Source organism: Actinotignum urematis, from assembly GCF_051264595.1.
GTDB lineage: Bacteria > Actinomycetota > Actinomycetes > Actinomycetales > Actinomycetaceae > Actinotignum > Actinotignum timonense_A.
Genome location: NZ_JBOZBG010000016.1, coordinates 22,696 through 46,699 on the forward strand (window position 1 = coordinate 22,696; position 24,004 = coordinate 46,699).

General features: G+C 63.6%; 17 protein-coding genes. 2 read left to right on the plus strand and 15 right to left on the minus strand.

Annotated features, from left to right (window positions below; all coding sequences use genetic code 11):
• Positions 1–33: 33 nt before the first annotated feature.
• Positions 34–1,176, minus strand: coding sequence for a branched-chain amino acid aminotransferase (locus ACRQDJ_RS07350; RefSeq protein ID WP_320757876.1), 1,143 nt, complete (start codon positions 1,174–1,176; stop codon positions 34–36).
• A gap of 30 nt (positions 1,177–1,206) precedes the next feature.
• Positions 1,207–2,277: a 3-isopropylmalate dehydrogenase gene (locus tag ACRQDJ_RS07355; RefSeq protein WP_435717945.1), complete on the minus strand. Its 1,071-nt coding sequence runs from the start codon at positions 2,275–2,277 to the stop codon at positions 1,207–1,209.
• A gap of 234 nt (positions 2,278–2,511) precedes the next feature.
• Between ACRQDJ_RS07355 and ACRQDJ_RS07360 the strand changes: the two genes are divergently transcribed.
• Positions 2,512–3,693, plus strand: coding sequence for a thiolase family protein (locus tag ACRQDJ_RS07360; protein ID WP_435717946.1), 1,182 nt, complete (start codon positions 2,512–2,514; stop codon positions 3,691–3,693).
• A 57-nt stretch (positions 3,694–3,750) separates the two neighbouring features.
• On the opposite strand, the gene ACRQDJ_RS07365 is transcribed toward ACRQDJ_RS07360, so the two are convergent.
• From ACRQDJ_RS07365 to ACRQDJ_RS07390, 6 genes are all read right to left on the minus strand, one after another.
• A complete protein-coding gene (locus ACRQDJ_RS07365) occupies positions 3,751–5,118 on the minus strand; it encodes a PFL family protein (protein WP_435717947.1) in 1,368 nt (455 codons plus the stop codon).
• A gap of 127 nt (positions 5,119–5,245) precedes the next feature.
• Complete coding sequence (locus ACRQDJ_RS07370; protein WP_087071100.1) at positions 5,246–5,512, minus strand: ACT domain-containing protein; 267 nt, start codon at positions 5,510–5,512, stop codon at positions 5,246–5,248.
• 151 nt (positions 5,513–5,663) lie between these two features.
• Positions 5,664–6,479 (minus strand): DsbA family protein, encoded by an 816-nt coding sequence (locus ACRQDJ_RS07375; protein ID WP_435717948.1) that lies wholly within the window; start codon positions 6,477–6,479, stop codon positions 5,664–5,666.
• Positions 6,480–6,604: 125 nt separating this feature from the next.
• Entirely contained in the window at positions 6,605–7,633 is a 1,029-nt protein-coding gene (gene ilvC, locus ACRQDJ_RS07380; protein ID WP_016442336.1) for a ketol-acid reductoisomerase, read from the minus strand.
• Between the two features lie 145 nt (positions 7,634–7,778).
• The gene (ilvN, locus tag ACRQDJ_RS07385) at positions 7,779–8,342 is read right to left on the minus strand and encodes an acetolactate synthase small subunit (protein WP_435717949.1); all 564 of its coding nucleotides are present in this window, start codon (positions 8,340–8,342) and stop codon (positions 7,779–7,781) included.
• A 46-nt stretch (positions 8,343–8,388) separates the two neighbouring features.
• Complete coding sequence (locus tag ACRQDJ_RS07390; protein WP_320757884.1) at positions 8,389–10,191, minus strand: acetolactate synthase large subunit; 1,803 nt, start codon at positions 10,189–10,191, stop codon at positions 8,389–8,391.
• Positions 10,192–10,515: 324 nt separating this feature from the next.
• Between ACRQDJ_RS07390 and ACRQDJ_RS07395 the strand changes: the two genes are divergently transcribed.
• Positions 10,516–11,817 (plus strand): threonine/serine exporter family protein, encoded by a 1,302-nt coding sequence (locus ACRQDJ_RS07395; RefSeq protein ID WP_320757882.1) that lies wholly within the window; start codon positions 10,516–10,518, stop codon positions 11,815–11,817.
• A 112-nt stretch (positions 11,818–11,929) separates the two neighbouring features.
• Here the strand turns inward: ACRQDJ_RS07395 and ilvD are convergent, their stop codons facing one another.
• From ilvD to ACRQDJ_RS07430, 7 genes are all read right to left on the minus strand, one after another.
• Positions 11,930–13,774: a dihydroxy-acid dehydratase gene (gene ilvD / locus ACRQDJ_RS07400; protein ID WP_435717950.1), complete on the minus strand. Its 1,845-nt coding sequence runs from the start codon at positions 13,772–13,774 to the stop codon at positions 11,930–11,932.
• Positions 13,775–13,862: 88 nt separating this feature from the next.
• On the minus strand, positions 13,863–14,792 hold the full coding sequence (locus tag ACRQDJ_RS07405; protein ID WP_284904853.1) for an ABC transporter ATP-binding protein: 930 nt from the start codon (positions 14,790–14,792) through the stop codon (positions 13,863–13,865).
• Positions 14,785–15,879, minus strand: a complete 1,095-nt coding sequence (locus ACRQDJ_RS07410) for a FecCD family ABC transporter permease (RefSeq protein WP_284904854.1) — start codon at positions 15,877–15,879, stop codon at positions 14,785–14,787. Before ACRQDJ_RS07410 ends, ACRQDJ_RS07405 begins: the two co-directional genes overlap by 8 nt.
• A gap of 33 nt (positions 15,880–15,912) precedes the next feature.
• Positions 15,913–17,781, minus strand: a complete 1,869-nt coding sequence (locus ACRQDJ_RS07415; RefSeq protein ID WP_284904855.1) for an amino acid ABC transporter ATP-binding/permease protein — start codon at positions 17,779–17,781, stop codon at positions 15,913–15,915.
• Positions 17,765–19,546, minus strand: coding sequence for an ATP-binding cassette domain-containing protein (locus ACRQDJ_RS07420; protein ID WP_284904856.1), 1,782 nt, complete (start codon positions 19,544–19,546; stop codon positions 17,765–17,767). Before ACRQDJ_RS07420 ends, ACRQDJ_RS07415 begins: the two co-directional genes overlap by 17 nt.
• A 163-nt stretch (positions 19,547–19,709) precedes the next feature.
• On the minus strand, positions 19,710–20,801 hold the full coding sequence (locus tag ACRQDJ_RS07425; RefSeq protein WP_284904857.1) for a heme/hemin ABC transporter substrate-binding protein: 1,092 nt from the start codon (positions 20,799–20,801) through the stop codon (positions 19,710–19,712).
• A gap of 271 nt (positions 20,802–21,072) precedes the next feature.
• On the minus strand, positions 21,073–23,670 hold the full coding sequence (locus tag ACRQDJ_RS07430; RefSeq protein WP_350309604.1) for a BspA family leucine-rich repeat surface protein: 2,598 nt from the start codon (positions 23,668–23,670) through the stop codon (positions 21,073–21,075).
• Positions 23,671–24,004: the final 334 nt, after the last annotated feature.

Sequence of the window (24,004 nt, forward strand, 5' to 3'; positions counted from 1 at the left end):
CCCCAGCGCCGCGCGTAACGCCGCCCAACCCCGCTAAGCGATCCGATACATCCACCCGAAGGGATCTTCGCGAGTACCGTTGTGGATGCCGGTGAGCTCTTCGTAAATCCGCTGGGCAACGGTGTGGGTAGGCAGCTCAACGCTGAAATCTTCCCCGGTGAGCTGGCCGATGGCAGTCACTACGGCGGCAGTCCCGCAGGCGAACATTTCCGCCACGCTCCCGTCCTGAATACCACTCACCACATCGCGCAAAGCGAGAGTATCTTCGCGTACCTCAACTCCGGAGCGGCGCAGCAGCTGCATAATGCACGAGCGGGTATTACCGGGCAGGATATTGCCGGTAAGTTTCGGGGTGGCCACGCTACCGTCGGCATAGACCACAAAGACGTTCATCCCGCCCAGCTCATCGAGGTTCGTGGCGGTTGCGGCGTCGAGGAAAAGAACCTCATCGTAGCCGGCCGCGCTCGCGGTGACCTTGGGCAGCAGCGAGGCGGCGTAGTTCCCGCCGGTTTTCGCCGCGCCCATACCCCCGGGGCCGGCGCGGTGGTAATCAGGCTCTACCCACACCTTGATGGGCTGGAAACCGTTGGGGAAATACGCCCCCGCCGGCGAAGCAAGTACGATGTATTCGTAGGCCGCGGCCGCCCGCACCCCGAGGAAAGCTTCCGAAGCAAAAATGAAGGGTCGCAGGTAGAGAGATTCGCCCTCCGCTCCCGGAACCCAGCGCCGATCCTGGCGCACCAGATCCACCAGCGAGGCCACGAAATCATCTACCGGCAGCTCCGGAATAGCGAGCCGATGCCCGGAGAAGTTCAGACGCGCCCCGTTGTAGCTGGGCCGGAACAGCCACAGCGATCCGTCCGCGTGCCGGTAGGCTTTCAGGCCTTCAAAAACTTCCTGGCCGTAGTGAAGCACCGAGCCGGCTGGGTCCAGGCTGAGCGGCCCGTAGGGCACGATGGCGTGGTTATGCCAGCCTTTTTCCGCGGTCCATGTTGCCCGTGCCATGTGATCGGTGAAGTAGCGGCCGAAACCGGGGCTGGCCAGGACCTGGCTCACCTCTTCTTCGCTGGCCGGGTGCTCATTCGGGTGCACAACGAACCGCCCCGCGAGGCTATCCGCGGGCGCGGGAGTGGTAGCGGCGGCTTCCAGTTCTTCCGGAGTGCTCGGAACGCTCATACCTGAGTCCTTCTTTCTTGGTGGTGATCCTTAACGGTTATCTTCCATAGCGGCGAGAATAGCATCACCGATCTGGGTGGTTGTGCGGTACAACGGCGCTCCGGTGGCCGCGGCCGCGGCGCGCGCTTCCATATCCGCCCTGATAGCCGCCTCGATACGCGCGGCCGGCCCCACCAGCCCGAGGTGGCGCAGCATGAGCGCCACGGAGGCGATTGTTGCCGTCGGATCTGCTTTCCCGGTCCCCGCAATATCCGGCGCTGACCCGTGGATCGGTTCGAACATGGAGGGGAAGTCGCCTTCCGGGTTAATATTTCCCGACGCCGCAAGCCCCACGCCCCCGCTTACCGCCCCGGCTTCGTCGGTCAGAATATCGCCAAAGAGGTTATCTGTCACGATGACATCGAAACGCTGCGGGTCGGTCACCAGGTAAATCGTGGCAGCATCCACATTGCAGTAATCAACGTTTACACTCGGGTACTCCGCGGCCAGGCGGTTCACGGTGCGCTGCCACAGCCCACCCGCGTGCACGAGCACATTGGTTTTATGGACGAGAGTGAGGTGGCGGCGGGGCCGGGATGCGGCCAGCTCGAAGGCGTAACGCACCAAACGCTCAGTTCCGTGAGCGGTGTTTACCGATACTTCCGTTGCCACCTCGGTGGGCATACCGCGGTGAACACTGCCTCCGTTGCCCGAGTACAGGCCTTCGGTTCCCTCGCGCACCACCACTAGGTCAATATTTCCCGGCTCCGCCAGCGGGGTGGGAACCCCGGGATAGAGCACACTGGGCCGCAAATTAACGTAGTGGTCGAAGGCGAAGCGCAGCCGCAGCAGAATCTCACGCTCCAGAATTCCGGCGGGCACCCGCGGATCTCCAATAGCGCCGAGCAGCAGCGCGTCATGCCCGGCCAAGGCTTCCAGATCGGCATCACTGAGAGTTTCTCCGGTATCCACATAGCGCTGCGCCCCGATGCTATAGGGTGTCACGCTCAGCTCCGTGCCGCTTTCTCCCAGCGCAGCGCGTAGCACTTTCAGACCTTCGGGCACAATTTCCGGACCGATGCCATCTCCGGCAATAACAGCGAGATTAATAGAGGCGCGCATACGGGTGAGTATACGAGATCCGTCCACTTGGTGAGACTATTCGTCTCACTTTTCGGAATGCTCGGCGGGTGGGACGAAGCAGCGGGGCGGCGTTGAGACCCGCGCGGCGGGAACGTAGGTACAGAACGGAGGCACAAAGCTCAGGCCGTACTTAGGCCGGGGTTAGGTACCTCTCCTGGAGCCGGCGCGCCTCTCCTCGTAGAATTGAATTCTTGAATCTCGGGAGGCAAGGTTATGGCGTTCGATTCACCTATCGTCATTGTCAGCGGCGCTCGCATTCCCACGGGGAAGTTCCGCGGCTACTACGCGAATACTCCCGCGCACGAATTGGGTGCGGCGGCGGCGCGCGCGGCCGCCGAGCGCGCGGGTATCCCCATGGCGGATGTGGATGATTTCGTGGTGGGCTGCGTGGGCCAGACCGGTGCCGATGCCTATATTTCCCGCCGGATCGCCCTGGCCGCCGGAGCGCGGGCCTCCTCCACTGCCCTCACTGTCAATCGGGTGTGCGGCTCCGGGGTGCAAGCCCTCGCGAGCGCAGCCAGCGCCTTGCGTTCCGGGGATGCGCGCATCGTCATGGCGGGCGGGGCTGAGAATATGACGCGCCAGCCGGTCATGGATTTTTCCCGCGCCGGTCACCTCAACGGGCCGAAGCACGTGGACGGCACATTTTCGCTGATTTCTGATCCGTTCTCGGGCCGTCCCATGGGCTGGACAGCGGAGCGGGTCGCGGAGAAATTCGGCATTTCCCGCGCCGAGCAGGACGCTTTTGCGGCCCAGTCCCAGGCCCGCGCCCAGGCCGCCATCACCGCCGGGGCTTTTGATAAGGAGCGTGTTCCTTTCACGATTGACGCCGGGGAACCCACTGAGCGCGTCGTCGTTGCAGAAGAATATCCGCGCGCGGGCGTGACGGCTGAAACGCTCAGCCACCTCCCCCCTGTTTTTGCCGCGCACGGCACCGTGACGGCCGGTAATTCTTCCGGGATTAACGACGGCGCCGCCATGCTCGTCCTCATGCGGGAAGAGGATGCGATTGCGGCGGGTGTGGATATTCTGGGCGAGCTGGTGGATGTGGCAACCGTCGGGGTGGAACCGGAGTACATGGGCTACGCCCCGCGCTTGGCTATTGAGAAGGTGCTTGAGCGTACCGGCCTGCGCCGGGCGGATATTGGCTGGGTGGAACTCAATGAGGCTTTTGCCTCCCAGGCCATTGCGGTGATTCGCGATGCGGAGCTGGATCCGGAGATCGTCAATCCGCTGGGCGGGGCGATTGCGCTGGGCCACCCGGTAGGGGCTTCGGGAGCGATTATTTCACTGCGTGCTCTCCTCAATCAGCGCGAACGCGGAATCGAGCACTCCCTTGTGACGCTGTGCATCGGCGGCGGGCAGGGCATCGCGGCGATTATCCGCGCCCGCTAACCTCGCTTGCTAACGACTCCCGCTAAGCTCGCTTACTAACCGTTCCTCGCCTCGCGCCTAATTCTTGAAAGCGTGCACGGGCGCCGGGATAGTACCCCCGCGGCCAATGAATGCCGCGCTGGAGTACGGGCTTACCGGCATCACGGGAGCGCTGCCAAGCAGGCCGCCGAATTCCACGGTATCGCCTTCGCTCAAGCCCGTAGCGGGGATGACCCGCACGGCGGTGGTCTTGGAGTTCATGATGCCGATGGCAGCTTCGTCTGCGATCATGCCGGCGATGGTGGCGGCCGGGGTATCCCCGGGCACCGCGATCATGTCAAGGCCCACCGAGCAAATAGCGGTCATGGCTTCGAGTTTGGCCAGGCTAATAGCGCCGAGCCGCGCGGCTTCGATCATGCCTTCGTCTTCGGAGACGGGGATGAAGGACCCGGAGAGGCCGCCCACGTGCGAGCAGGCCATGAGCCCGCCTTTCTTTACCGCATCATTGAGAAGCGCGAGGGCCGCCGTGGTGCCGTGGGCTCCCACGCGTTCCAGGCCCATGGCTTCCAGGGCGCGTGCCACCGAATCGCCAACTTCCGGGGTGGGAGCCAAAGAGAGGTCAACAACCCCGAAAGGCACCCCGAGGCGCTGCGCGGCCAGCTGCCCGACCAGTTCGCCCATGCGGGTGATTTTGAAAGCGCTGCGCTTGATTTCTTCCGCGAGTTCATCGAAGGATGCCCCTTCTGCCGCCGTAATTGCCCGGGTAATAACACCCGGCCCGGATACCCCTACGGAAACCACGCAATCGGGCATTTCTACCCCGTGGAAAGCCCCGGCCATAAAGGGGTTATCCCCCACCGAGTTAGCAAAAACGACCAGCCGAGCAGCCCCGGAGCCCTTTTCCGTGCGGGCGGCAAGCTCACAGATGGTTTCCCCCATGCGCGCCACCGCGCTCATATTAATTCCGGCGCGTGAGGTTCCGATATTGACGGAGGAGCACACCACCGAGGTTGCGGCCAGCGCGGCGGGAATGGAATCGATGAGCGCCTCATCCGCGCGTGTCATGCCTTTTTCCACCAGGGCGGAGAACCCACCCACGAAATCCACGCCGATTTCCCGGGCGCATTCATCGAGCATAACCGCCCACGGGGTGAGGTCCTTTTCCCCGCTTGCCGCGGCCACTAAAGCAATCGGGGTCACGGAAATGCGCTTATTAATAATGGGGATACCCAGTTCAGCTTCGATCTGCCGCGCTACCGGCACCAGGCGCGCGGCCCGCTCCATAATACGGGCGCGGGCCCGTTCGCGAGCGCGCTCGCCATCCGAATCCGCGCAGTCCAGCAGGGAAATCCCCATGGTGACGGTACGGATATCGAGGCGGTCCTCGCGGATCATCGCGAGGGTTTCCAGAATGTTGTGGGCAGTGGGCTCACTGCTGGCATACATAGGTATTCTCCCGTTCCTGTGCGAGTTCCCGTGCACGTTGCCGTGTCCGTTCCAGTGCATATCGCTGTGCCTGTTCCGGTGCGCCGGCCAGTTTTACGCACCGGGCCAGCCTATCCACCAGACCGGGCTAGACGCGATGCATGGCGCGGAAAATCGAATCCGCCTGCACGTGGATCTCGAGTGCTTCAGCGGCACCCAGCTCCGCCATGGCCTGCTGCACCTGGGTAATGGAGCTACCCTCCGGAAGCGCAACTTCGAGGATCATAGTGAAGTACTCATCCATGAGGGTTTGGGTGACGTTGATAATATTCACCCCGAGGCGAGCAAGTTCAGCGGAAACGGCCGCGATAATCCCGGTGCGATCCACCCCGGTCACAGTCATAATGGCTTTCATGGCCTCTATTGTGCCACGCCCCTGCGACAGTTTTTTTACGCTCCGTGCCCCGCGAGCTACAACCGGTCACCCCTGCGGGCCGCAACCAGTCGCTGCCACGCGCCACAACCAGTCGCCCCTGCGCGCTACCGCCACGCGCTACCGCCACCACCTACTTCAAGGGCGCGAGGAACTGGTCCAGGTTGCCGTTATTCGGATCGCTCACCAGCTTCTCGTCAATAACAACGGCGGGAATGTACTTCATGCCGTCGGCGAGGAATTGCTCGCGTAGTTGCTTGAGGAGGGGAAGGTACTCATCCGCGGCCAGCGTGGCACGCAGGCTCTCCAGCTGCGCGGCGTCAAGACCCACCCGAGTGGCAAATTGTTCGATCAAGGCCGGGTCGGGCTGCTGGCGTTCGGCGCGGTCCGCGTGTTTCACCACCGGGATGGAGCCTTCTTTGTAGAGCAGCTCGTGGAAATCAAGGTATTTATCCGGGGCGTTGACCGCGAACCATACTTCGGCCTGCTCCCCCTTGACACTGTAGGGCGATTCCTCGAAGCGCATATTCGGGTGGTAGACCAGCGTGATTTTCCCGTCCTTGGCCATCTGGATGAGTTCCTCACCGTGGTCGCGCACCAGGTCATTGCACCAGGGGCACCAGTAATCGGAATACACCCGCACCACTGGTTTGCCTTCGTTGACGCTGCCGGCCACGCCGTCAGCCCCGATAGAAATGCCACCCCACTGATCGAGGGGCGCCGGGATTTTCTCCGTCACCACATTGGCTCCGCGCTGGATGGGTACCAGATGGGCGGGTTCTTGAGTAGCACTCGGAGTCGCGCTGGCGGAGGGCCCGCTGGGCGCCGGCGTACTATCTGTGGTAGCGGCCACGGTAGGTTTCACCCCCGGTGCATCCGATGTATCGGTGCAGGCGGCGAGGCCGAAAACCAGCACCCCGAGGAAAGCGAAAGCGGAACGACGACGCATATGCAGCCTTTCTCACAGTAGAACTCAGCTCATGCAAACCGGCCCACCCGCGGTACCTTGCCGCGAGCGGGCCGGCTAACTGGCGCTTATCCTAGCCGCCCCACCTGGGAACGGCAATGCTGCGCTTAGCGGGCGGTCTGTCCGTCCGTGTAATCGGCATCCACATCGGTATTCCACGCGAACATGGAACGCACCTCGCGCCCGGTGGCCTCGAGCGGGTGGCTTTCGTGCTCGGCGCGCAGCTTCTTGAATTCGGGGGCGCCGGCATCCTGGTCGTCAATGAAGCGCTTGGCGAAGGAACCGTTCTGGATATCAGCCAGCACTTCCTTCATATGTTCCTTGACATCCGGGGTGATAACGCGCGGGCCGGACACATAGTCGCCGTATTCGGCCGTATCCGAGCAGGACCAGCGCTGCTTGGTCAGCCCGCCTTCGTTAATGAGGTCAACGATGAGCTTGAGTTCGTGACACACCTCAAAGTAGGCCATCTCCGGCTGGTATCCGGCTTCCACCAGCGTTTCGAAACCGTAGGTGATGAGCTGGGAAACCCCGCCGCACAGCACGGTCTGCTCGCCGAAGAGGTCCGTTTCGGTCTCTTCCTTGAAGGTGGTCTTAATGGCGCCGGCGCGGGTGCCGCCAATCGCGGCGGCGTAGGACAGGGCCACGTCCCAGGCCTGCCCGGAGGCATCCTGTTCCACGCACACGAGCACCGGCACTCCGCGCCCGTCTTCGTACTGGCGGCGCACCGTGTGCCCCGGGCCCTTGGGAGCCACCATGCACACATCGTGGCCGGCAGCGGGCTTGATATATCCGTAGTGGATATTGAAACCGTGGGCGAAGAACACCGCGGCATCGGCCTTGAGATTCGGCTCGATTTCCGCGGCCCACAGCCCACGCTGGGTCTGATCCGGCACCAGAATCATGACGACGTCAGCGTCCTTGGTGGCATCGGCCACGGAACGCACCGTCAGGCCCTGTTCCTGCGCTTTCGCCACGGAGCTCGAGCCTTCGCGCAGCCCCACCACCACGTCCACGCCGGAGTCGCGCAGGTTGAGCGCGTGCGCGTGCCCCTGCGAACCGTAGCCAATAATGGCAACCTTCTTCGATTGGATGAGGGACAGATCGGCATCGGCATCATGGAAGATTTCTGCCATGGTTTTCTCCTTTTGTTGGTCGGGGCCAGGCCCCGCGGTTGCGGTTTTTCGGTTTCGGTTTTGTTGCGGTAGTGCGGCGCCGCGCACGCTGTAGGCGCGCCGTATATACGACGACGCCGCTATCTTGGCCGCGCGCCGCTCTGGCTTAGATGCGCCCGCGGGCGAGCGCTTCCGGGAAGTCCCCGGGGTCTCCCGCCATATCGGCGGTGACTCGTTCGGATAGCGAATGCGCTCCGCGCCCGAGCGCCACGGTTCCCGACTGCACAATTTCCCGGATCCCGTAGGGTTCCAGGGCGGTGAGCAGGGCTCCGATCTTGCGGTCGGATCCGGTGGCTTCAATGGTGACAGCATCCGGCACCACGTCCACCACGTGGGCGCGGAAAAGGTCCACCGCCTGCACCACGTGAGCGCGGGTCGTATCATCAGCGCCAACTTTAATGAGGACGAGGCGGCGCAGTACCGCTTCCTCACTGTCCAATTCCACGATTTTGATGACATTGACCAGCTTATTGAGCTGTTTGGCCACCTGTTCGAGGGGTTGTACCGCGGCGTCGACCACCACGGTAATACGCGAGAGCGCCGGGTTTTCCGTTTCTCCCACGGCAAGCGAATGAATATTAAAGGCGCGGCGGGCGAAGAGCCCGGCCACCCGCGTGAGCACTCCGGGTTTATTCTCCACCAGTACGGAGAGCGTGTGGCGCTGCGGCATTGTTATCCTTCCTTTCGTGGCGGCTCGAGCGGCTGTAATCCGCTACTCACGCGAAGTTCTCATCCACTTCGGGGCGCAGCCCCTTGGCGTACATAATCTCATCATTGGATACCCCGGCGGCGACCATCGGCCACACTTCCGCATCCGGAGAGGTAATGAAGTCGATAACGACGGGCCTGTCATTTATCTCCATAGCGCGCCGAATGGCGGTATCGACGTCGTCCTTCTTCTCCACGCGCCAGGCCGCGCAATCATAGGCCTCGGCAAGTTTGACGAAATCGGGAACGCGACGGGTGTTATTCCCGGTTTCCAGATCGGTGAAGGAATAGCGACCTTCGTAGAACAGAGTTTGCCACTGGCGCACCATCCCCAGCGAGGAGTTATTAATAACGGCCACTTTGATATTGATGTTATTGAGACGGCAGGTAGCCAATTCCTGATTGGTCATCTGGAAGGAGCCGTCGCCGTCAATCACCCACACGGTGCGCTCGGGCTGGCCGACTTTCGCGCCCATACCTGCCGGAATGCCGTAGCCCATGGTGCCCGCGCCCCCGGAGGAAAGCCAGCGGTGCGGATGCTCGAAACGCAGGAATTGCGAGGCCCACATTTGGTGCTGCCCCACCCCGGTCACCCAGATAGTGTCCTCACTTCCCGCCACCGCGCCCAGGCGTTCGATGACGTACTGCGGGGAGACGAGGCCATCATCCGTGGGGGTGTAGCCAGCCGGATAGGTTTCCCGCAGGCGGTTGAGGTAGCCCCACCACGGTTCCAGATTCGCTTCCCCGTACTGCTCGCGAGCTGCACGCACCTGCGCGAGGAGGGCGGGAACAGATTGAGCCAAATCCCCGATAATCGCCACGTCCGCGGTGCGATTCTTGGACACTTCCGCCGGGTCGATATCAAGGTGGATAACTTTCGCCTGCGGCGCGAAACCGTCAAGCGCCCCGGTTACGCGATCATCGAAACGCGCGCCCAGCGCCACGATGAGATCGCTGCGTTGGAGCGCCCCCACCGCGGGAACGGTACCGTGCATACCCGGCATCCCCAGGTTGTGGGGGTGGGAATCAGGTACGGTGCCGCGGGCGGGCAGGGTGGTGACCACCGGGGCACCGGTGAGCTCGCTCAGCTCCGTGACCTCGCGGGAAACCCGGGCACGCACCGCCCCACCCCCAACGTAGAGCACGGGCCGGCTGGCAGTGGCAATAAGTTGGGCGGCCTCGCGTACCGCCGCGGGATCCGGCTCGCCGGCCGGGCGGTATCCGGGCAGGTCCAAGCGCGGGGGCCACACGAATTCTGTTTCTTGGTTCTGCGCGGATTTCGCGATGTCCACGAGGACGGGGCCGGGGCGTCCGCTCGCCGCGAGGTAAAAGGCTTCGGCCAGGCGTGCCGGAATATCATCGGCGTCGGTTACAAGGAAAGAATGCTTGACCATGGGCATGGTGGCACCCACGATATCGGCTTCCTGGAAGGCATCGGTTCCGATGGCCGCGGCCCCCACCTGCCCGGTGATCGCCACCAGCGGGACGGAATCCATATTGGCATCGAGCAGCGGGGTGACGAGGTTCGTTGCCCCCGGCCCGGAGGTCGCCATAACAACACCTACGCGCCCCGTGGCCAGCGCATAGCCTTCAGCCGCATGGCCCCCACCCTGTTCGTGACGCACCAGGATATGACGGGGTGACTTGCTATCGTACATCGGGTCATAGGTGGGCAAAATGGCTCCGCCGGGCAGCCCGAAGACAATATCAACACCGAGTTCCGCTAGGGTGCGGACGATGGCGCGGGCGCCGTCCATTTTTTCGCGGATCTCACCGGGATGGTCCCGATGGGACGCGGCCGACGCGCCCATCGCGGATGCATTCATCTCGGATGCGGCCATGGTTCCTCCTTCAACCTGATTCACCTGGTTCTTCGGGCCTGTTCTCCTCAAATAACAAGCGGGGTGGCAAGCTGTGGCGGTTGGCGCATAAAAAATCCCCTCACGTGAGGGGAGCGCGCAACCGGTGGTGCGCGCTACCTCACTACGATAATAAGAAGAATCTGAGCCATGCCCTTCAGACTACCGGAGCGGGCTCCACAAACACTAAAAAGATCAATCTGTCTCACATCGTGGATTTTGGTTTCATTGTTCGGACAGTTTTCCGGAGTGTTTCGGGAAGCGTACCCTGGACGCGTGACGTTTTCGCACCGGCCTCCTGCGCCGCAGCACCCTAGCCACCTGCGCTACGCCGCGCGCGCGGTGCTGCGCGCCGGCCTCCTGCTGCTCGCCAGCGGCGCCTCCGCCTACCGAGTGAAACATTCCATGGAACGCACCGCCCACGCCCTGGGAATTCGTACCACCCACGCCCAGGTATCCTTCACCGAAATCACAGTCACCTGCTACGGCTACGGGGATGTGTGCACTCTCACCGGAGAGCAGCGCGCCCTCGGGGTGAACGCCGCCCGTATTGACGCGCTTATTGCTGCCATTGCTACCCTTCCGGATGGCTCGACTCCCACGCAGGTGACAAACACGCTCGACGATGCGATCACGCGAGCGCGCACCTACCCGGCATGGTTGCTCGCCCTGGTATCCGGGGTGGCCTGCGCCTGTTTCTGTTTCCTCAACCGGGGCGGGGTGGTGGAATGCTCCGCGGTCTTCTTCGCGGCGAGCGCGGGGCAGGCGGTGCGCGGCTGGTTAGCCCGCCGCCTCGTTAACCACTTCGGGATTTGGTTCCTGGTAGGAGCGCTAGCCGCGGTACTGTATCTGGCCACGGTTGGGGTGGCCGAAGCGGCGTGGCATATCGCGGTGGTGCACGAAGCCGGGGTGGTGTCTGCACTCCTTTTTCTTATTCCCGGTTTCCCGCTGGTCACCGCAATGCTCGATACTATTCGCGCTGATTTTTCCGCCGGCCTGACCCGCGGAGCCTATGTCACCATGCTCATGCTGGCCGCCGGGATGGCGGTGTGGGTGGTCACTGTCCTCTTCGATACCGATATTGCCCCGCACGCCGCTTACGTGATCCCCGAACCGTGGTTGGCCTTGGCGCGCGGCGCCGCAACCTTCGTGGCCTCCTACGGTTTCGCCATGCTCTTTACCGCGGAGCAGGGCGCGGCGCTGCTGGCCGGCGCTATCGGCGCGATTGTCAACGCCGCGCGCCTCAGCGCCCAGGATGCCGGCTTCTATAATGTGGCCGCGGTTTTCCTCGCGGCCCTGGGCGCCGGGGTACTCGCCCATCTGCTCACTCGCCGCACCCGATTTTCCCGGGTCTCGCTGAGCGTCCCGGCTGTCGTCGTCATGATTCCCGGAGTGGTATTTTTCCGCGGCCTGCACGCCATTAATGCCGGGCAGATTGCCCAGGCCGCCGGCGCGCTCACGAATGTGGTTCTGGTGATTTGCGCGGTGGGTGCCGGGGTGGCCGCCGCGCGCATGATCACGGACCGGCACTGGCTTATGGAGCCGCCCCACGAGCTCAGCCCGGCCTTCGACGAGTAACGAATAGTAACGAACACCGCGCCGAGGCTCGTGTGAACGCGGCACCGTGGAGGTGCCGGGCCGTGACCACCGGCCGCAGCCCGGCCCGCAGCCCGGCGCGCACCGTGGCGCCTTAGTCCACGCGGCCGTCCACCACCCGCACCGCCCCGCGATCCGCCGAGGTGGTCATCATGGCGTAGGCCCGCAGCGCCTTGGAAACATGCCGGTCCCGCTTCTCGGGACGCCAGGGCAGCTCCCCCATCTGGGCGCGCCGCTCAGCCAATTCTTCTTCGGATACATCCATGGCGAGCAGCCGGGTAGGAACGTCGATAATAATACGATCCCCTTCGCGCAGTAGCGCAATATTGCCGCCCGCGGCAGCCTCGGGGGAAACGTGCCCGATGGACAGCCCTGACGTTCCCCCGGAAAAACGCCCATCGGTAATCAACCCGCAGACCTTCCCGAGCCCCAGGCCCTTGAGGTAGGAGGTGGGATAGAGCATTTCTTGCATTCCCGGCCCACCCTTGGGGCCCTCGTAGCGGATCACCACAATATCGCCCGGTTCCACCGCCTTGGACAAAATAAGTTCGACGGCGGCCTCTTGGGAATCGACCACTCGGGCCCGTCCTTCAAAATGGAAAAGCTCTTCGCTAATTCCGGCCGTCTTAATAACCGCACCGTCTTCCGCGAGGTTCCCGCGCAGGACGCACAGCCCGCCATCCTCGGTATAGGCGTGATCTGCGCTGCGAATACACCCGTGTTCCCCGTCCACATCCGGGCTTTCCCAGGTGGAGTCCTGCGAAAATGCGCGGGTAGTGCGCACATTCCCCGGCGCGGCGCTGAAAAGATCACGGGCCTGCTCCGAGGGCGCCACCCCGCGAATATCCCAGGTTTCCAGCCAGGATTTCAGATCATCGGAATGCACCGAGTGCACCGAATCATCGAGCATCCCCGCCCGGTACATTTCCCCGAGCAGCGCCGGAATCCCGCCGGCGCGGTGGAAGTCCTGAATATGGAATTCGGTGGAATTTGGGGCAAGCTTAACCATGCAGGGCACTCGCCGCGAGAGCGCATCAATATCCGCAAGCGTGAAATCCACATGGCCTTCCTGGGCAATGGCCAAAATATGAAGCACGGTATTGGTGGAGCCCCCCATGGCCACATCCATGGACATGGCATTGGTAAAAGCCGCCTTCGTCATAATATTGCGCGGTAGCACGCTGGCGTCGTCGTCGTTATAAAAACGTTTCGTGAGCGCGACGATGCGTTTCCCGGCCTCCTCGAAAAGCCGACGGCGCCGGGTGGCGGTGGCGAGGGTCGAGCCGTTGCCGGGGAGGGACATGCCCAGCGCTTCGGTCAGGCAATTCATGGAATTTGCGGTGAACATGCCCGAGCAGGAACCGCAGGTGGGGCAGGCGTTTTCTTCCACGCGCGCGAGCTCGTCGTCCGTGATGGAATCGTCCACGGCCAGGGCCATCGCGTCGATCAGGTCAATATTATGATCGACGACGCCTTCCACCGGCTTGCCCGCCTCCATAGGACCGCCGGAAACAAAAATAGTGGGAATATTCAGGCGCATGGCCGCGATGAGCATACCGGGCGTAATTTTATCGCAATTAGAAATGCAGACGAGGGCATCCACGGTATGCGCATTGCACATATATTCGATGGAGTCAGCAATAATTTCGCGGCTGGGCAGCGAGTAGAGCATGCCTTCGTGACCCATGGCGATGCCGTCGTCCACGGCAATGGTATTAAATTCGCGCGCCACCCCGCCGTTCGCCTGGATGACGTCCGCCACGATTTTCCCGACGTTGCGCAGGTGCACGTGCCCGGGAACGAATTGGGTGAAGGAATTAGCGATGGCAATAATCGGTTTTCCGAAATCTTCCGAGCCCATCCCGGTGGCGCGCCAGAGCGCCCGCGCCCCGGCCATATTCCGGCCTGTTGTTGAGGTTGCCGATCGCAGCTGCGCCATTATTCCCCTTCGTATCGTGTGTTGTGGTGGCGGGCGGTGCCGCCGTGATCTTTAGTCTAGCCGTGTCCACGTAGTGAGAATTGCTTTCTCACTTTTCGGACGTGGTCGCGGTGGTGGTCGCGGTGGTGGTTGCGGTGGTAGGAACGACGACGATGGTCCCATCCCGCAGCGTCTCCACTCGGATCGGCCATTCGTATACCCGGGTGAGTAGCTCAGAGGTGAGTACCTGGCGTGGGGTGCCGGCCGCTTCCACCCGGCCGTGGCGCAAGAGGACCACGTCATCGCAGAGCGCGCCGGCCAGTTGAATATCGTGCAGCACGGCGACGACGGTGTGCCCGCCGGCAGCCAGGCGCCGGCACAGCTCGAGGAGGCGCTGCTGGTGGGAAATATCGAGGGCGGCGGTCGGCTCATCGAGGAGCACCACCCCGGCGCGTTGGGCGAGCACCCGCGCGAAAGTAACGCGGGCCTGTTCGCCGCCCGAGAGGCGGGTGACATCGCGGTCCTGGAGGTGGGTGACGTCGGCGGCGTGCAGGGCGGCGTCGATAATGGCAGCACCCGCGGCTCTGCCGGTGCCGGCCCCGTTCGTGGTACTGGTGCTTGCGCCTGCCGCGCCGTTCCCCCGCCCGGCCCCGTTCCCCCGTGCCGCGCCGCCGCCTCGCCCGGCCCCGTTCCCGGATCCGAGGCCCATGGCCACCAGGTCGCGCACCAGGTAGGCGAAGGGGAAGGTGGAGTTTTGCGGCATGACGGCGCGCAGGCGCGCCAGCTCCCGCCAAGAGAGGGAGGTAACCGCGGTGGTGCCGATGCGCACCTGCCCGGAGGTGGGGCTGAGGTCGCCGGCCAGCAGGGAAAGCAGGGTGGATTTGCCGGTGCCGTTAGGGCCGAGCACCCCGAGGACCCGCCCGGGGCGCGCGGTAATGCTGACGTCGTGGAGAACCCGGTGGGTACCGTAGGCGAAATTGAGGTGCTCGGCGCGAAGCGCCCCGGCCGGCCCGCCCACCGCGGAGAAAAGATCAACCACGGGCACCTCGCAGGTTCTTGCGCAGCAGGATGAAGAAGGTGGGGCCGCCCACCAGCGCGGTGAAGATTCCGATGGGGAGTTCCGCGAAAGGCACGAGGGTGCGGGCCGCGAGGTCGGCGTAAGTGAGGAGCACCGCCCCGCCCAGGAGCGCGGCGGGGATGAGCATCCGATTCATGGGGCCCATGAGGAGACGCAGCACGTGCGGAACAATGAGGCCCACGAAGCCGATCACGCCGGCAAAGCACACGGCGGCGGCAGTAAGGATGGCGGTGAGCACGATGGCGGCGGCACGCAGGGCGGCGACGTTCACACCCACGTGCCCAGCTTCGCGCTCCCCCAGGCTGAGCAGGTCGAGGCGGCCGGCCAGCGCGAGGGCTCCAAGGATACCGATGCCCACCACCGCACCCACCACGGCAACCTGGAACCAGGAGGCCCCGGCCAGCGATCCCATCTGCCAGAACACGATTTGTTCGCGGGCATTGGTATCGGCCAGGTAGGTGGCTATGGAGGTGAGGGCGGAGGCCACCGCGGTCACGGCGATGCCGGTGAGCACCAGGGTGAGAGTTTCAGCGCGCCCGTGCGAGCGCGCCAGCAGGTAGACGGTGGCAGAGGTGACGAGCCCGGCGGCGAATGCCCCTAGCGGTACCGAGAAACCGCCCAGGGCTCCGGGAACAAAAACCATGGTGAGGGCGGCTCCGAAAGCACATCCGGAGGACACCCCGATAATTCCCGGTTCGGCCAGCGGGTTGGAGAAGACCGCCTGCATAACGGCGCCGGCCACCGCGAGCGCCCCGCCCACCAGGACACCTAAGCAGATGCGGGGGAAGCGAATATTCCAGAGCGCCGCCATGACGAGGGGGTCTTCCGGGGGCGCGGCCAGCCCGAAGCGGGCGGCAACGCCGCGGGCTACATCCCCCACGGTGACGGGGAATTGGCCCAGGTGTGCGGAGAGGAGCATACCCAAAGCGAGGAGCACGGTGAGGATGAGGAACGTCCAGAAGCGCCGGTGGCGGCGTGCTTTTATACCGGCGGGCACCGCGGGGAGCGCGGTGGCCGCGTGCCCCTGGTTGCCGCGCTGTCCACTCATCCTGTCTATCTTGCCTTAATGTTGTACGGAGCGCTAATGGCGCGGCGCGGCGCCGTTCTCCCGCACGGCGGTACCGTTGTCCCGCACAGCTTCCCGCACCCGCGCTTCGGTGATCTCGGCGGGCGGGCCGGCAAGCACCAGGCGCCCACCGGAGAGCACCGCCACGGTATCGGCTTCGCGCACCGCATCGAGGCGGTGGCTCACTTCAATAATGGTGGCCTCGGGCAGGGCGGCGCGCAGATTGGCGCGGATGCGCGCTTCAAGTTCGCTATTGAGGGCGGCGGCGAATTCATCGAGGATGAGGACGGCCGGGTGCATGAGCACCGCGCGGGCCAGGCACAGGCGCTGCACCTGCCCGCCCGAAAGCGCATATCCGGTGGGCCGCCCGTGCGAGGTACCGCCTCCCACCCGGGTATTCAAGCCTTCCGGCATGGCCCGCACATCGCTATCCAGCCCGGCCACGCCGAGGGCGCGCCACAGCTCAGTTTCGGTGGCCTTCGGTACCCCGAGCCGCAGATTATCGGCGATGGTCCCGGCCACGATCTGACTCTTTTGGGACACCCCCACCACGCAGGCATGTAGCGAAGCGACCTTGAGGTCCGTGGTGGGAATTCCGCCGATCCGCACCGTCCCGGATGTCGGGTCATCGTAGCGTTCCACCAGATGCACCAGGGTGGATTTGCCCGAGCCGGAACGCCCGGCCAGCACCGTGTGGGAACCGGCGGGAATACGCAAGCTCACTCCGCGCAGCACTTCGCGCTCGCGTTCCGGATAGGCGTAGTGGACGTCGTCGAATTCCACGGAGAGGCCGCGTTCGGGCATGAGGATCCCGGGGCCGTCCGGGCACGGCTGGGGCGCGTGCGCGAGGGCATAGATACGCCGCGCGGCCGCGAGCGAGGCATCGAGGGATGACGCCGCATCTTCGAGAGCTTGGGGGCCTTCCCATACCCGCAGCGCCGCCACCGCGCCGGCCGCCGCAAGCGGCAGTGAAATACTCGGATCACTCACTCCCACCGCGATAATCCACGCCGCGCTCATGCCGGCGGCAAGAATATTCGCCCCGCGGCGCAGCCCGGCCACCCAGGCCGGGAAAGATCCACCGGTGGCGACTTTCGCACCCAGGGCCGCTGTTTCGTCCATCCGGTCGGCGGTGCGGCCGAAGACGAGCACGTCTTCGAGGCCGTAGAGCGAATCGGTCACATGCGCGGCCAGATCGGCGCGGGCGGCGAGTTGCGCCGTCGTCGCATCAATCGCGCGCCGGGTACCCGCGTACGGAATCACGGCGAGCGCGAGCGCCGCGGCTACCACCGGCAGCGCCATCGCGCTCCACCCGAGCAGCGCGCCGCCCACCAGCAGCGCCGCGGGGGTAAGCACGTAGGCGCAGACCACCGGCGCCACAGTATGGGCGTAGACCACCTCGATGCGGTCAATATCGCGGGTGAGGGAGGCAACGATATCCCCCGAACGCGAGCGCGCCATAATCCCGGGGGCCTTGGGCCACAAGCTGGCAAAAACGCGAGTGCGCAGCAGTTCGAGGGCCCGGAAGGCCACGTAGTGCCCGGTGAATTGTTCGAGGTAGCGCAGGGCGGCTTTGAGGAGCGCGAGGAGAGCCACGAACCAGAGGAAGCCCGCTCCCCCGCCGCTGCTCACGGCCGCCACCATCCCGTAGGTCGCCACCGCGAACAGCCCAATATCGGCCACCTGGCCGGCGGCCCGGCACAGGGTGGAGAGGGCGAGCGGGCCGTGGACGGGGCGGGTGAGGGAGAGCAGCCAGCGCAGCACGGTGCGCAACCCCGGCGCGGCGCCATTGCTCTTGCGCGCACCATTCCTGCGCCGCACGGCGCCGTTATTCTCGCGCGCACCATTCCCGCGCAACGCGGCTTTATTACTCGGCGTGGACATCACTGACCTCCTCGAGAATTCCGTCGCGGACCCGCACCACCCGGTCCGCCAGCGCCGCCAAGGCGGGACGGTGCGTGACCATGACGAGCGTGTACTCGAGCCCCAGCCCCGCCAGCGCCGCGCATATCCGGTCTTCGGATTCGAGGTCTACCTGTGCGGTGGGCTCGTCGAGCAGCAGCAGGGTGCGCCCGGCCAAAAACGCCCGCGCCAGGGAGATACGCTGCGCCTGCCCGCCGGAAATCAAAGCGGAATCCTCCCCGAGATAGGTACCGAGCCCCTCCGGCATCCGCGCCACGTCCTCGGCGACCTGCGCCCGCCGCAGTGCCTCCCACATCTGTTCCTCAGTGGCATCCGGGCGCGCCAGGCGCAGGTTATCTGCAATAGTTCCGGTAAACATCCACGTTGTTTGGGCGACGACGGCGCTGCGCGCGCGCAACTGCGCCAGGTCACCACTCTCAGCATCCACGTGGACCTCGCCAATCTGCACACTCCCGGCTTGCGGGCGCAGGGCTCCGCGCAGCAGCGCGAGCAGGGTGGATTTCCCGGCTCCGCTCACTCCCACAATCGCGAGGCGTTCCCCGCGCGCCACGCGTAGATTCACCGAGGTCAGCACTTCTTCACGCCCGTAATTCACCGCCGCGTTAGTCACGGTGATCAGCGGGGCGGCACTGGCGGGCGGGGTGGCGCCGTCACTCTCAGCCGCACCTGAATCCGCAACGGTGCTGGGAGCCGCAGCTGCGCCGTCGTGCACTATACGCGGAGCGATGGCGAGGTACCGGGTGATGGCTTTTTGGGCGGCGCGCCCGCCCATCCCGATGTAGAAGAAGCCCGCTACTTGCGAGAGCGGTTCAAGGAGTACCACCGCGAGGAGGGCCACGGCGAGGGCTTCCCACGGGGCTAGGTGCGCGGCGCGGGCGGTGGTGAGCCCGGCGGTCAGGCAGATGAGGAGGAGCCCGACCAGGCCGTCCATCACAATAATGACGATTTGGTTGCCGGCCAGCATCCGCATAATGGCGCGGCGGTTCGCTTCGCCGCGGCGGGCCAGGTCCGCTTCGGTGCGTTCCCCGGCGTTAAAGAGGCGGATGGTGGTCATATTGCGGATGGCGTCGAGATAGCTATCCACGAGGGTGTCGCGCGCGCGGCGCGATTCGGTAGACGCGCGGCGGAAGAAACGGAAGAAGAGGCCGATGCCGGCGGGGATAAGCGGGAGGGCTGCCATCACGCCGAAGCCGATTACCGGGTCGATGGCGATGCCGATAAAGGCGAGGGTGAGGAACGGGGCGAGCAGCGCGCCGATGGTGGTGCCCACGTAGCCCTGCCGGTAGTTGGTGATGCGTTCGACGCTATCGGTGAGGAGCGGGAGGAGGCGCCCGGCGGTATAGAGCGTGGGGGTGCCGGTGCGGGCGAGCGTGAAGGTGCGTTCGAGGAGCCTGCCGCGCAGCCGGCGTTCCTCCGCGCGGGCTGCCCCGGTGCTGCCCACTCGTTCGGCTACCGCGCAGGCGGCGGCCAAGGCGAAGAAGCCGGCCGCGAGCCAGAGGTGGGTGCTGCTCAACGGTACCGCACTGGTGTGGGCCACCGTCACGTACCCGGCAATAATCGCCGCGATGGTGGCCAGGCGCAGGCAGGCCGCGATGAGTGCGGCGCGGCGCCCGGGGGTGGAAATTGGATCCGCCCCGCGTGAGCTCGGGCCTTGCGCTGGCCGCGTGGCGTGCCCGGCCGGCGAAGAATGCGGATGTCCCTCGCGCGAGCTGGGGCGCTGGGCCACGGTCATCCTCTCACTGTCCTTTCGTGTTTCCCTTCGCGGTGCGCTACCGCGGGCGTACTACCACCCGCGTTTCCCACGCCGCGTGGCGTGTTCCTACTGCTGCCGGCGATGTGTTCCCACTACTTGCCGGCGAGGCGTTCCCACCGCTGCCGCCGTTGTACCGCTACTGGGCAGTGTAAAGCGCCTGGCCCATCGCCCGAATAAGATCGCCACTTTGCGGACCGAATCCGAGGGAAAGATTATCGGGGATGGCGAGCACGCGCTGCTTCTTCCCGGCGTCGGTTTGCGAGATCCCGGGTTGCCCTTCGAGCGCCTCGATCCCGCCGAGTGCGCCCAGCCCATTGGTCATCACGATAATAACTTCGGGATTGGCCACGAGCAGGGCTTCCTGGCTGGCCGGCCGGGCCTTGGTGACTCCCGCTTCCCCGGCCATATCGCGCCCGCCCACCGCATCGATCACGCCGCTGGCACCCGATTCGCTCCCGAGCAGCATAAACAGCCCGGCCTGGGGGCGAATATTGAGGAAGACCATGCGCAGCGGGTCGGCCGGGGCCAGCTGGGCGACATCGATCCGCGCCTGCGCGATGGATTGGGAAATCTGGGCGGCCAGTTCTTCACCCGCCTGCCCGGCTCCCACAGCACGGGCGACTTCCGCCGCGCGGGCGGGCGCGTCGTCGAACTTTGTTGCGCGCGTAAGCCGCACCACCGGAATACCGGACGCTTCGAGTTGCGCGAGGGCGCCTTCGGCCCCGCGGATCGTACCGTCGGTGAGGATGAGGGTCGGGGCGAGACGCAGTACTGCCTCGGCGTTCACGCTGTGCCCACTTTCGGTGACCACCGGCACGTCCGCGAGGCTCGGCTCGGTATCGGATACGGTGCGGCCCGCGATGGTGGTGCCCAGCCCGAGGGCGAGGAGCGTTTGCGAAATCGCGGCGGACATATCGAGGGTCACCACGCGCGACGCATCGGTCACGGTCACTTTCGCGCCACTGGCGTCCGTGATGGTGACGGGGAGATTGACGGCGGCAGGCTGCGCCGGATGCGGTTCGGGGAGCGGATCGACGCTCACCATTCCGGTGAGGCTGCGCGGATCGGGCACGGCTACCGCGGTGGTGGCGGGCGCGGATGCTTGCGCTTCAGCTGCCGGTGCGGATGCGGCTCCTTCCTTCGGGGAATTCCCTTCGGTTTTCCCGGTGGTTCCGCAGGCGCCCAGGGCGAGTGCGAGCACCGCGCACAGCGCTCCCCAACGTTTCATTCTTACCTCCATTTCGCGTGTACCTAAGGTACGACGGCGCAGCTAGCCCCCGCGAGCAATCCGCGTGCATGTCGCTATCCGAAGGCGGCGCGCCGATCATGTATCGGACGGTACCACACCCTTACGACAAGGTTGAGCCCTGGCGACGCATCCGCCCAACTGTCGCTATGTGTGCCGATCCGGCTAGCCGCACATAAGCGGGCCCCGCTCACGAAACGGAGCGGGGCCCTTGCCCGGCTAGAAGACGACGTAGCCGGAACGTCACGGAGTTTTAGCGGCGTACCGCCGGGGTATCGATACCATCTCCATCCCAGTCACCGATGTAAAGGGTGTCAGAGACCCGCCCGTAGGCCAGGACCCGATCGGCATCACCGGGCGTCAGGGAATTCTTCACGTAGATGGTATTCCCGCGGCGCACCGCGAAAGTATCTACGCCGTCGCCATCGAAATCACCCAGGAGGGTAGTGTCACCGTCCCGCCCGTAGGAGAAGACGCTATCGGCCACACCCGAGGCAATGCTGTTCTTGACGTAGTACATATTGCCGCGGCGCACCGCGAAGGTATCCACGCCGTCACCATCGAAGTCACCGGTGTAGACGGCGTCATTGGCCCGCCCGTAGTAGATGACTTGATCAGCAGCCCCGCTGTGCAGCGAGTTGAGGACATGGTAGGCATTCCCGCGGCGCACGGCGAACGTATCCTTACCGTCTCCGTCGAAATCACCGACGACGATCTCATCGCTCGCGCGGCCGTAGGAGAAGACGTGATCGGCTTGGCCGCCCTGCACGGAGTTCTTCACGTACAGAATGTTTCCGCGGCGCACCGCAAAGGTATCCACACCGTCACCATCCCAGTCCCCGACGAGCACCTGGTCACCGGCGCGGCCGTAGGAGAACATATGCTCAGCAACCGTGGAAGTCCAGTTATTCGAAACGTAGAACATATTGCCGGTGTTTGGAACGGATGGAGTCGGCTTCGGTGCCGGTGGCGTGACTTCGCGGGCTGTTACGGTTAAGGAAGAATCCTCAAATGTGATTCCGTATCCCGCCGCACATTCGGCTTTTACTTTCACGCTTCCTTGGGTGATCGGATATTCACCGGGTTTAGTTTCCGTGGTGTACGTCAGAGCAGGTTGGCCTTCCAGACACGTCGAGAATCCTTCGGGATTGGTCGTGAGCTCCAGGCTAGGCGCCGGGCTCCCCTCCACGACGCTCAATGGGGCAACCGTGACTCCCACCATCATGTTCGGGCGCACGTAGTACACCGCATCATCGCGAAGTGTATCGGCGATACTGAAGAGATCGTTAGCGTTCTGTCCCATGACCGCTTCTGATCTCAGCGGAAGCGGGACGTCAGCAGATTCGCTCTCTTCCACGATATTAAAGGGAACGTCTTTCTGGAACTTAAAGTTATTTGTCCCCTGCGCAAGTGCTTTCACTTGGCTACCGGTGAGTCTAATGACCGCGGGTGAGCTCGTCGCAAAAACTGAATCAAGCGAGGCAGGGAGGGTACCCCAGTTTGCAATATCGAGGAACTGCGCGAAGTTATCCATCTCAAACATCTGGTTAATATCGGTTACTTTACCCATATCCCATTTCGAGACATCCGGATTCGCGTATACCGCAACGGCAAACATGCTATTCATATTTGTGACGTTGCTGGTATTCCAGTTAGTGACGTTGGGGCGGGCCGCAAAAGCCCACGTGAACATCCGGCTCATGTCTGTAACATTTCCGGTATCCCATTTCGAGACATCGGGATTCGCCTTTGTGGCATTAGCAAACATGGAGCGCATATTTGTGACGTTGCTGGTATCCCAATCGGCAACGTTTGGATTAGCTGAGCTTGCCTCCTCGAACATACTTGCCATTGTGGTGACGTTGCCGGTCTTCCACTTCGACGTATCGGGGTTAGCCATAGAAGCACTCGCGAACATCGAACTCATATCAGTGACCTTGCTGGTATCCCAGCTCGCCGCATTCGGGTTGGCCGACTTCGCGCTCTTGAACATACTGGCCATCGTGGTGACGTTTCCGGTGTCCCAGTTTGAAACATCAGGGTTCGCTTGTTTGGCATGAGCAAACATGGAGTTCATGTCCGTCACCTTGCTGGTATCCCAATTCGCAACGTTTGGACTAGCCGATTCTGCACCCCAAAACATATTTGCCATCGTGGTGACGTTCCCGGTCTTCCACGCCGTCACATCAGGGTTAGCATGCGTCGCCTGGAAGAACATATCACTCATATTCGTCACATTTGAGGTGTCCCATGTGGTTACGACTGGATTCGCGGAGGTGGCTTCTCGGAACATCGAGTGCATATCCGTGACTTTTCCGGTGTTCCACCTAGAGACATCCGGATCGGCACTCGTTGCATGGAGGAACATGCTGTTCATATCGGTAACGTTGCGAGTGTCCCAGTTGGCTACGTTGGGATTCGCCTGTGCCGCACCGTTGAACATTGCCATCATCGTTGTAGCCTTGCTGGTATCGATGCCGTTCTCTGGCAATTGGATATCAGCAGCGCCGCACTGACTAAACAGAATGCTGGAGTCCTGCGGGAATGAGATTGTCTTATCGGCGTCCGGACTAAAAATAATCCGTTTCGCCGGTGCAGTGTTATTTTCGCAATGTGGCTTTTTAACGGTGAGCCATTGTTCGCGGTTGAGTTCACCGTAACCTGAGACGGTGAGAGTTTCAGAAAGAGCATCCCACGTTGCAGCGAGATGCTCCCCGACGGGCGCAGAATAATCGGAGCTTCCGTCGACACCATTCGGATCTATTTCCGAGGCGAAGCTAGCAGAAGCGAGCCCCCCCCCCGCACATAACGGCGAGCGTAGCTGTGACAGCTGCTGCGCGTTTTCTAATATTCAACACGGCGTAGCCTTCCTACGGTCAAGCTCCTTGCTTGACCGCAATATCGGTCACCACGCATAGTTCCCATTTGCGCGGTGCAACCAACGAAAGTCACAACTACGTGACTCCCTTGAACTACTTTAAATCAAAGTAGTTCACCGCGTCTAGATTATGCGAAGGCAAATTCGCCCGGTCGGCTGGGCCTCGCAGCTTAAATGCGTGTGTGGGGTGCCAGCCCCAAACAGGACTAACACCCCACACACTAAAAAACATGGCGGCAGTGACCTACTCTCCCACACCCCACCGAGTGCAGTACCATCAGCGCAAACAACCTTAGCTACCGGGTTC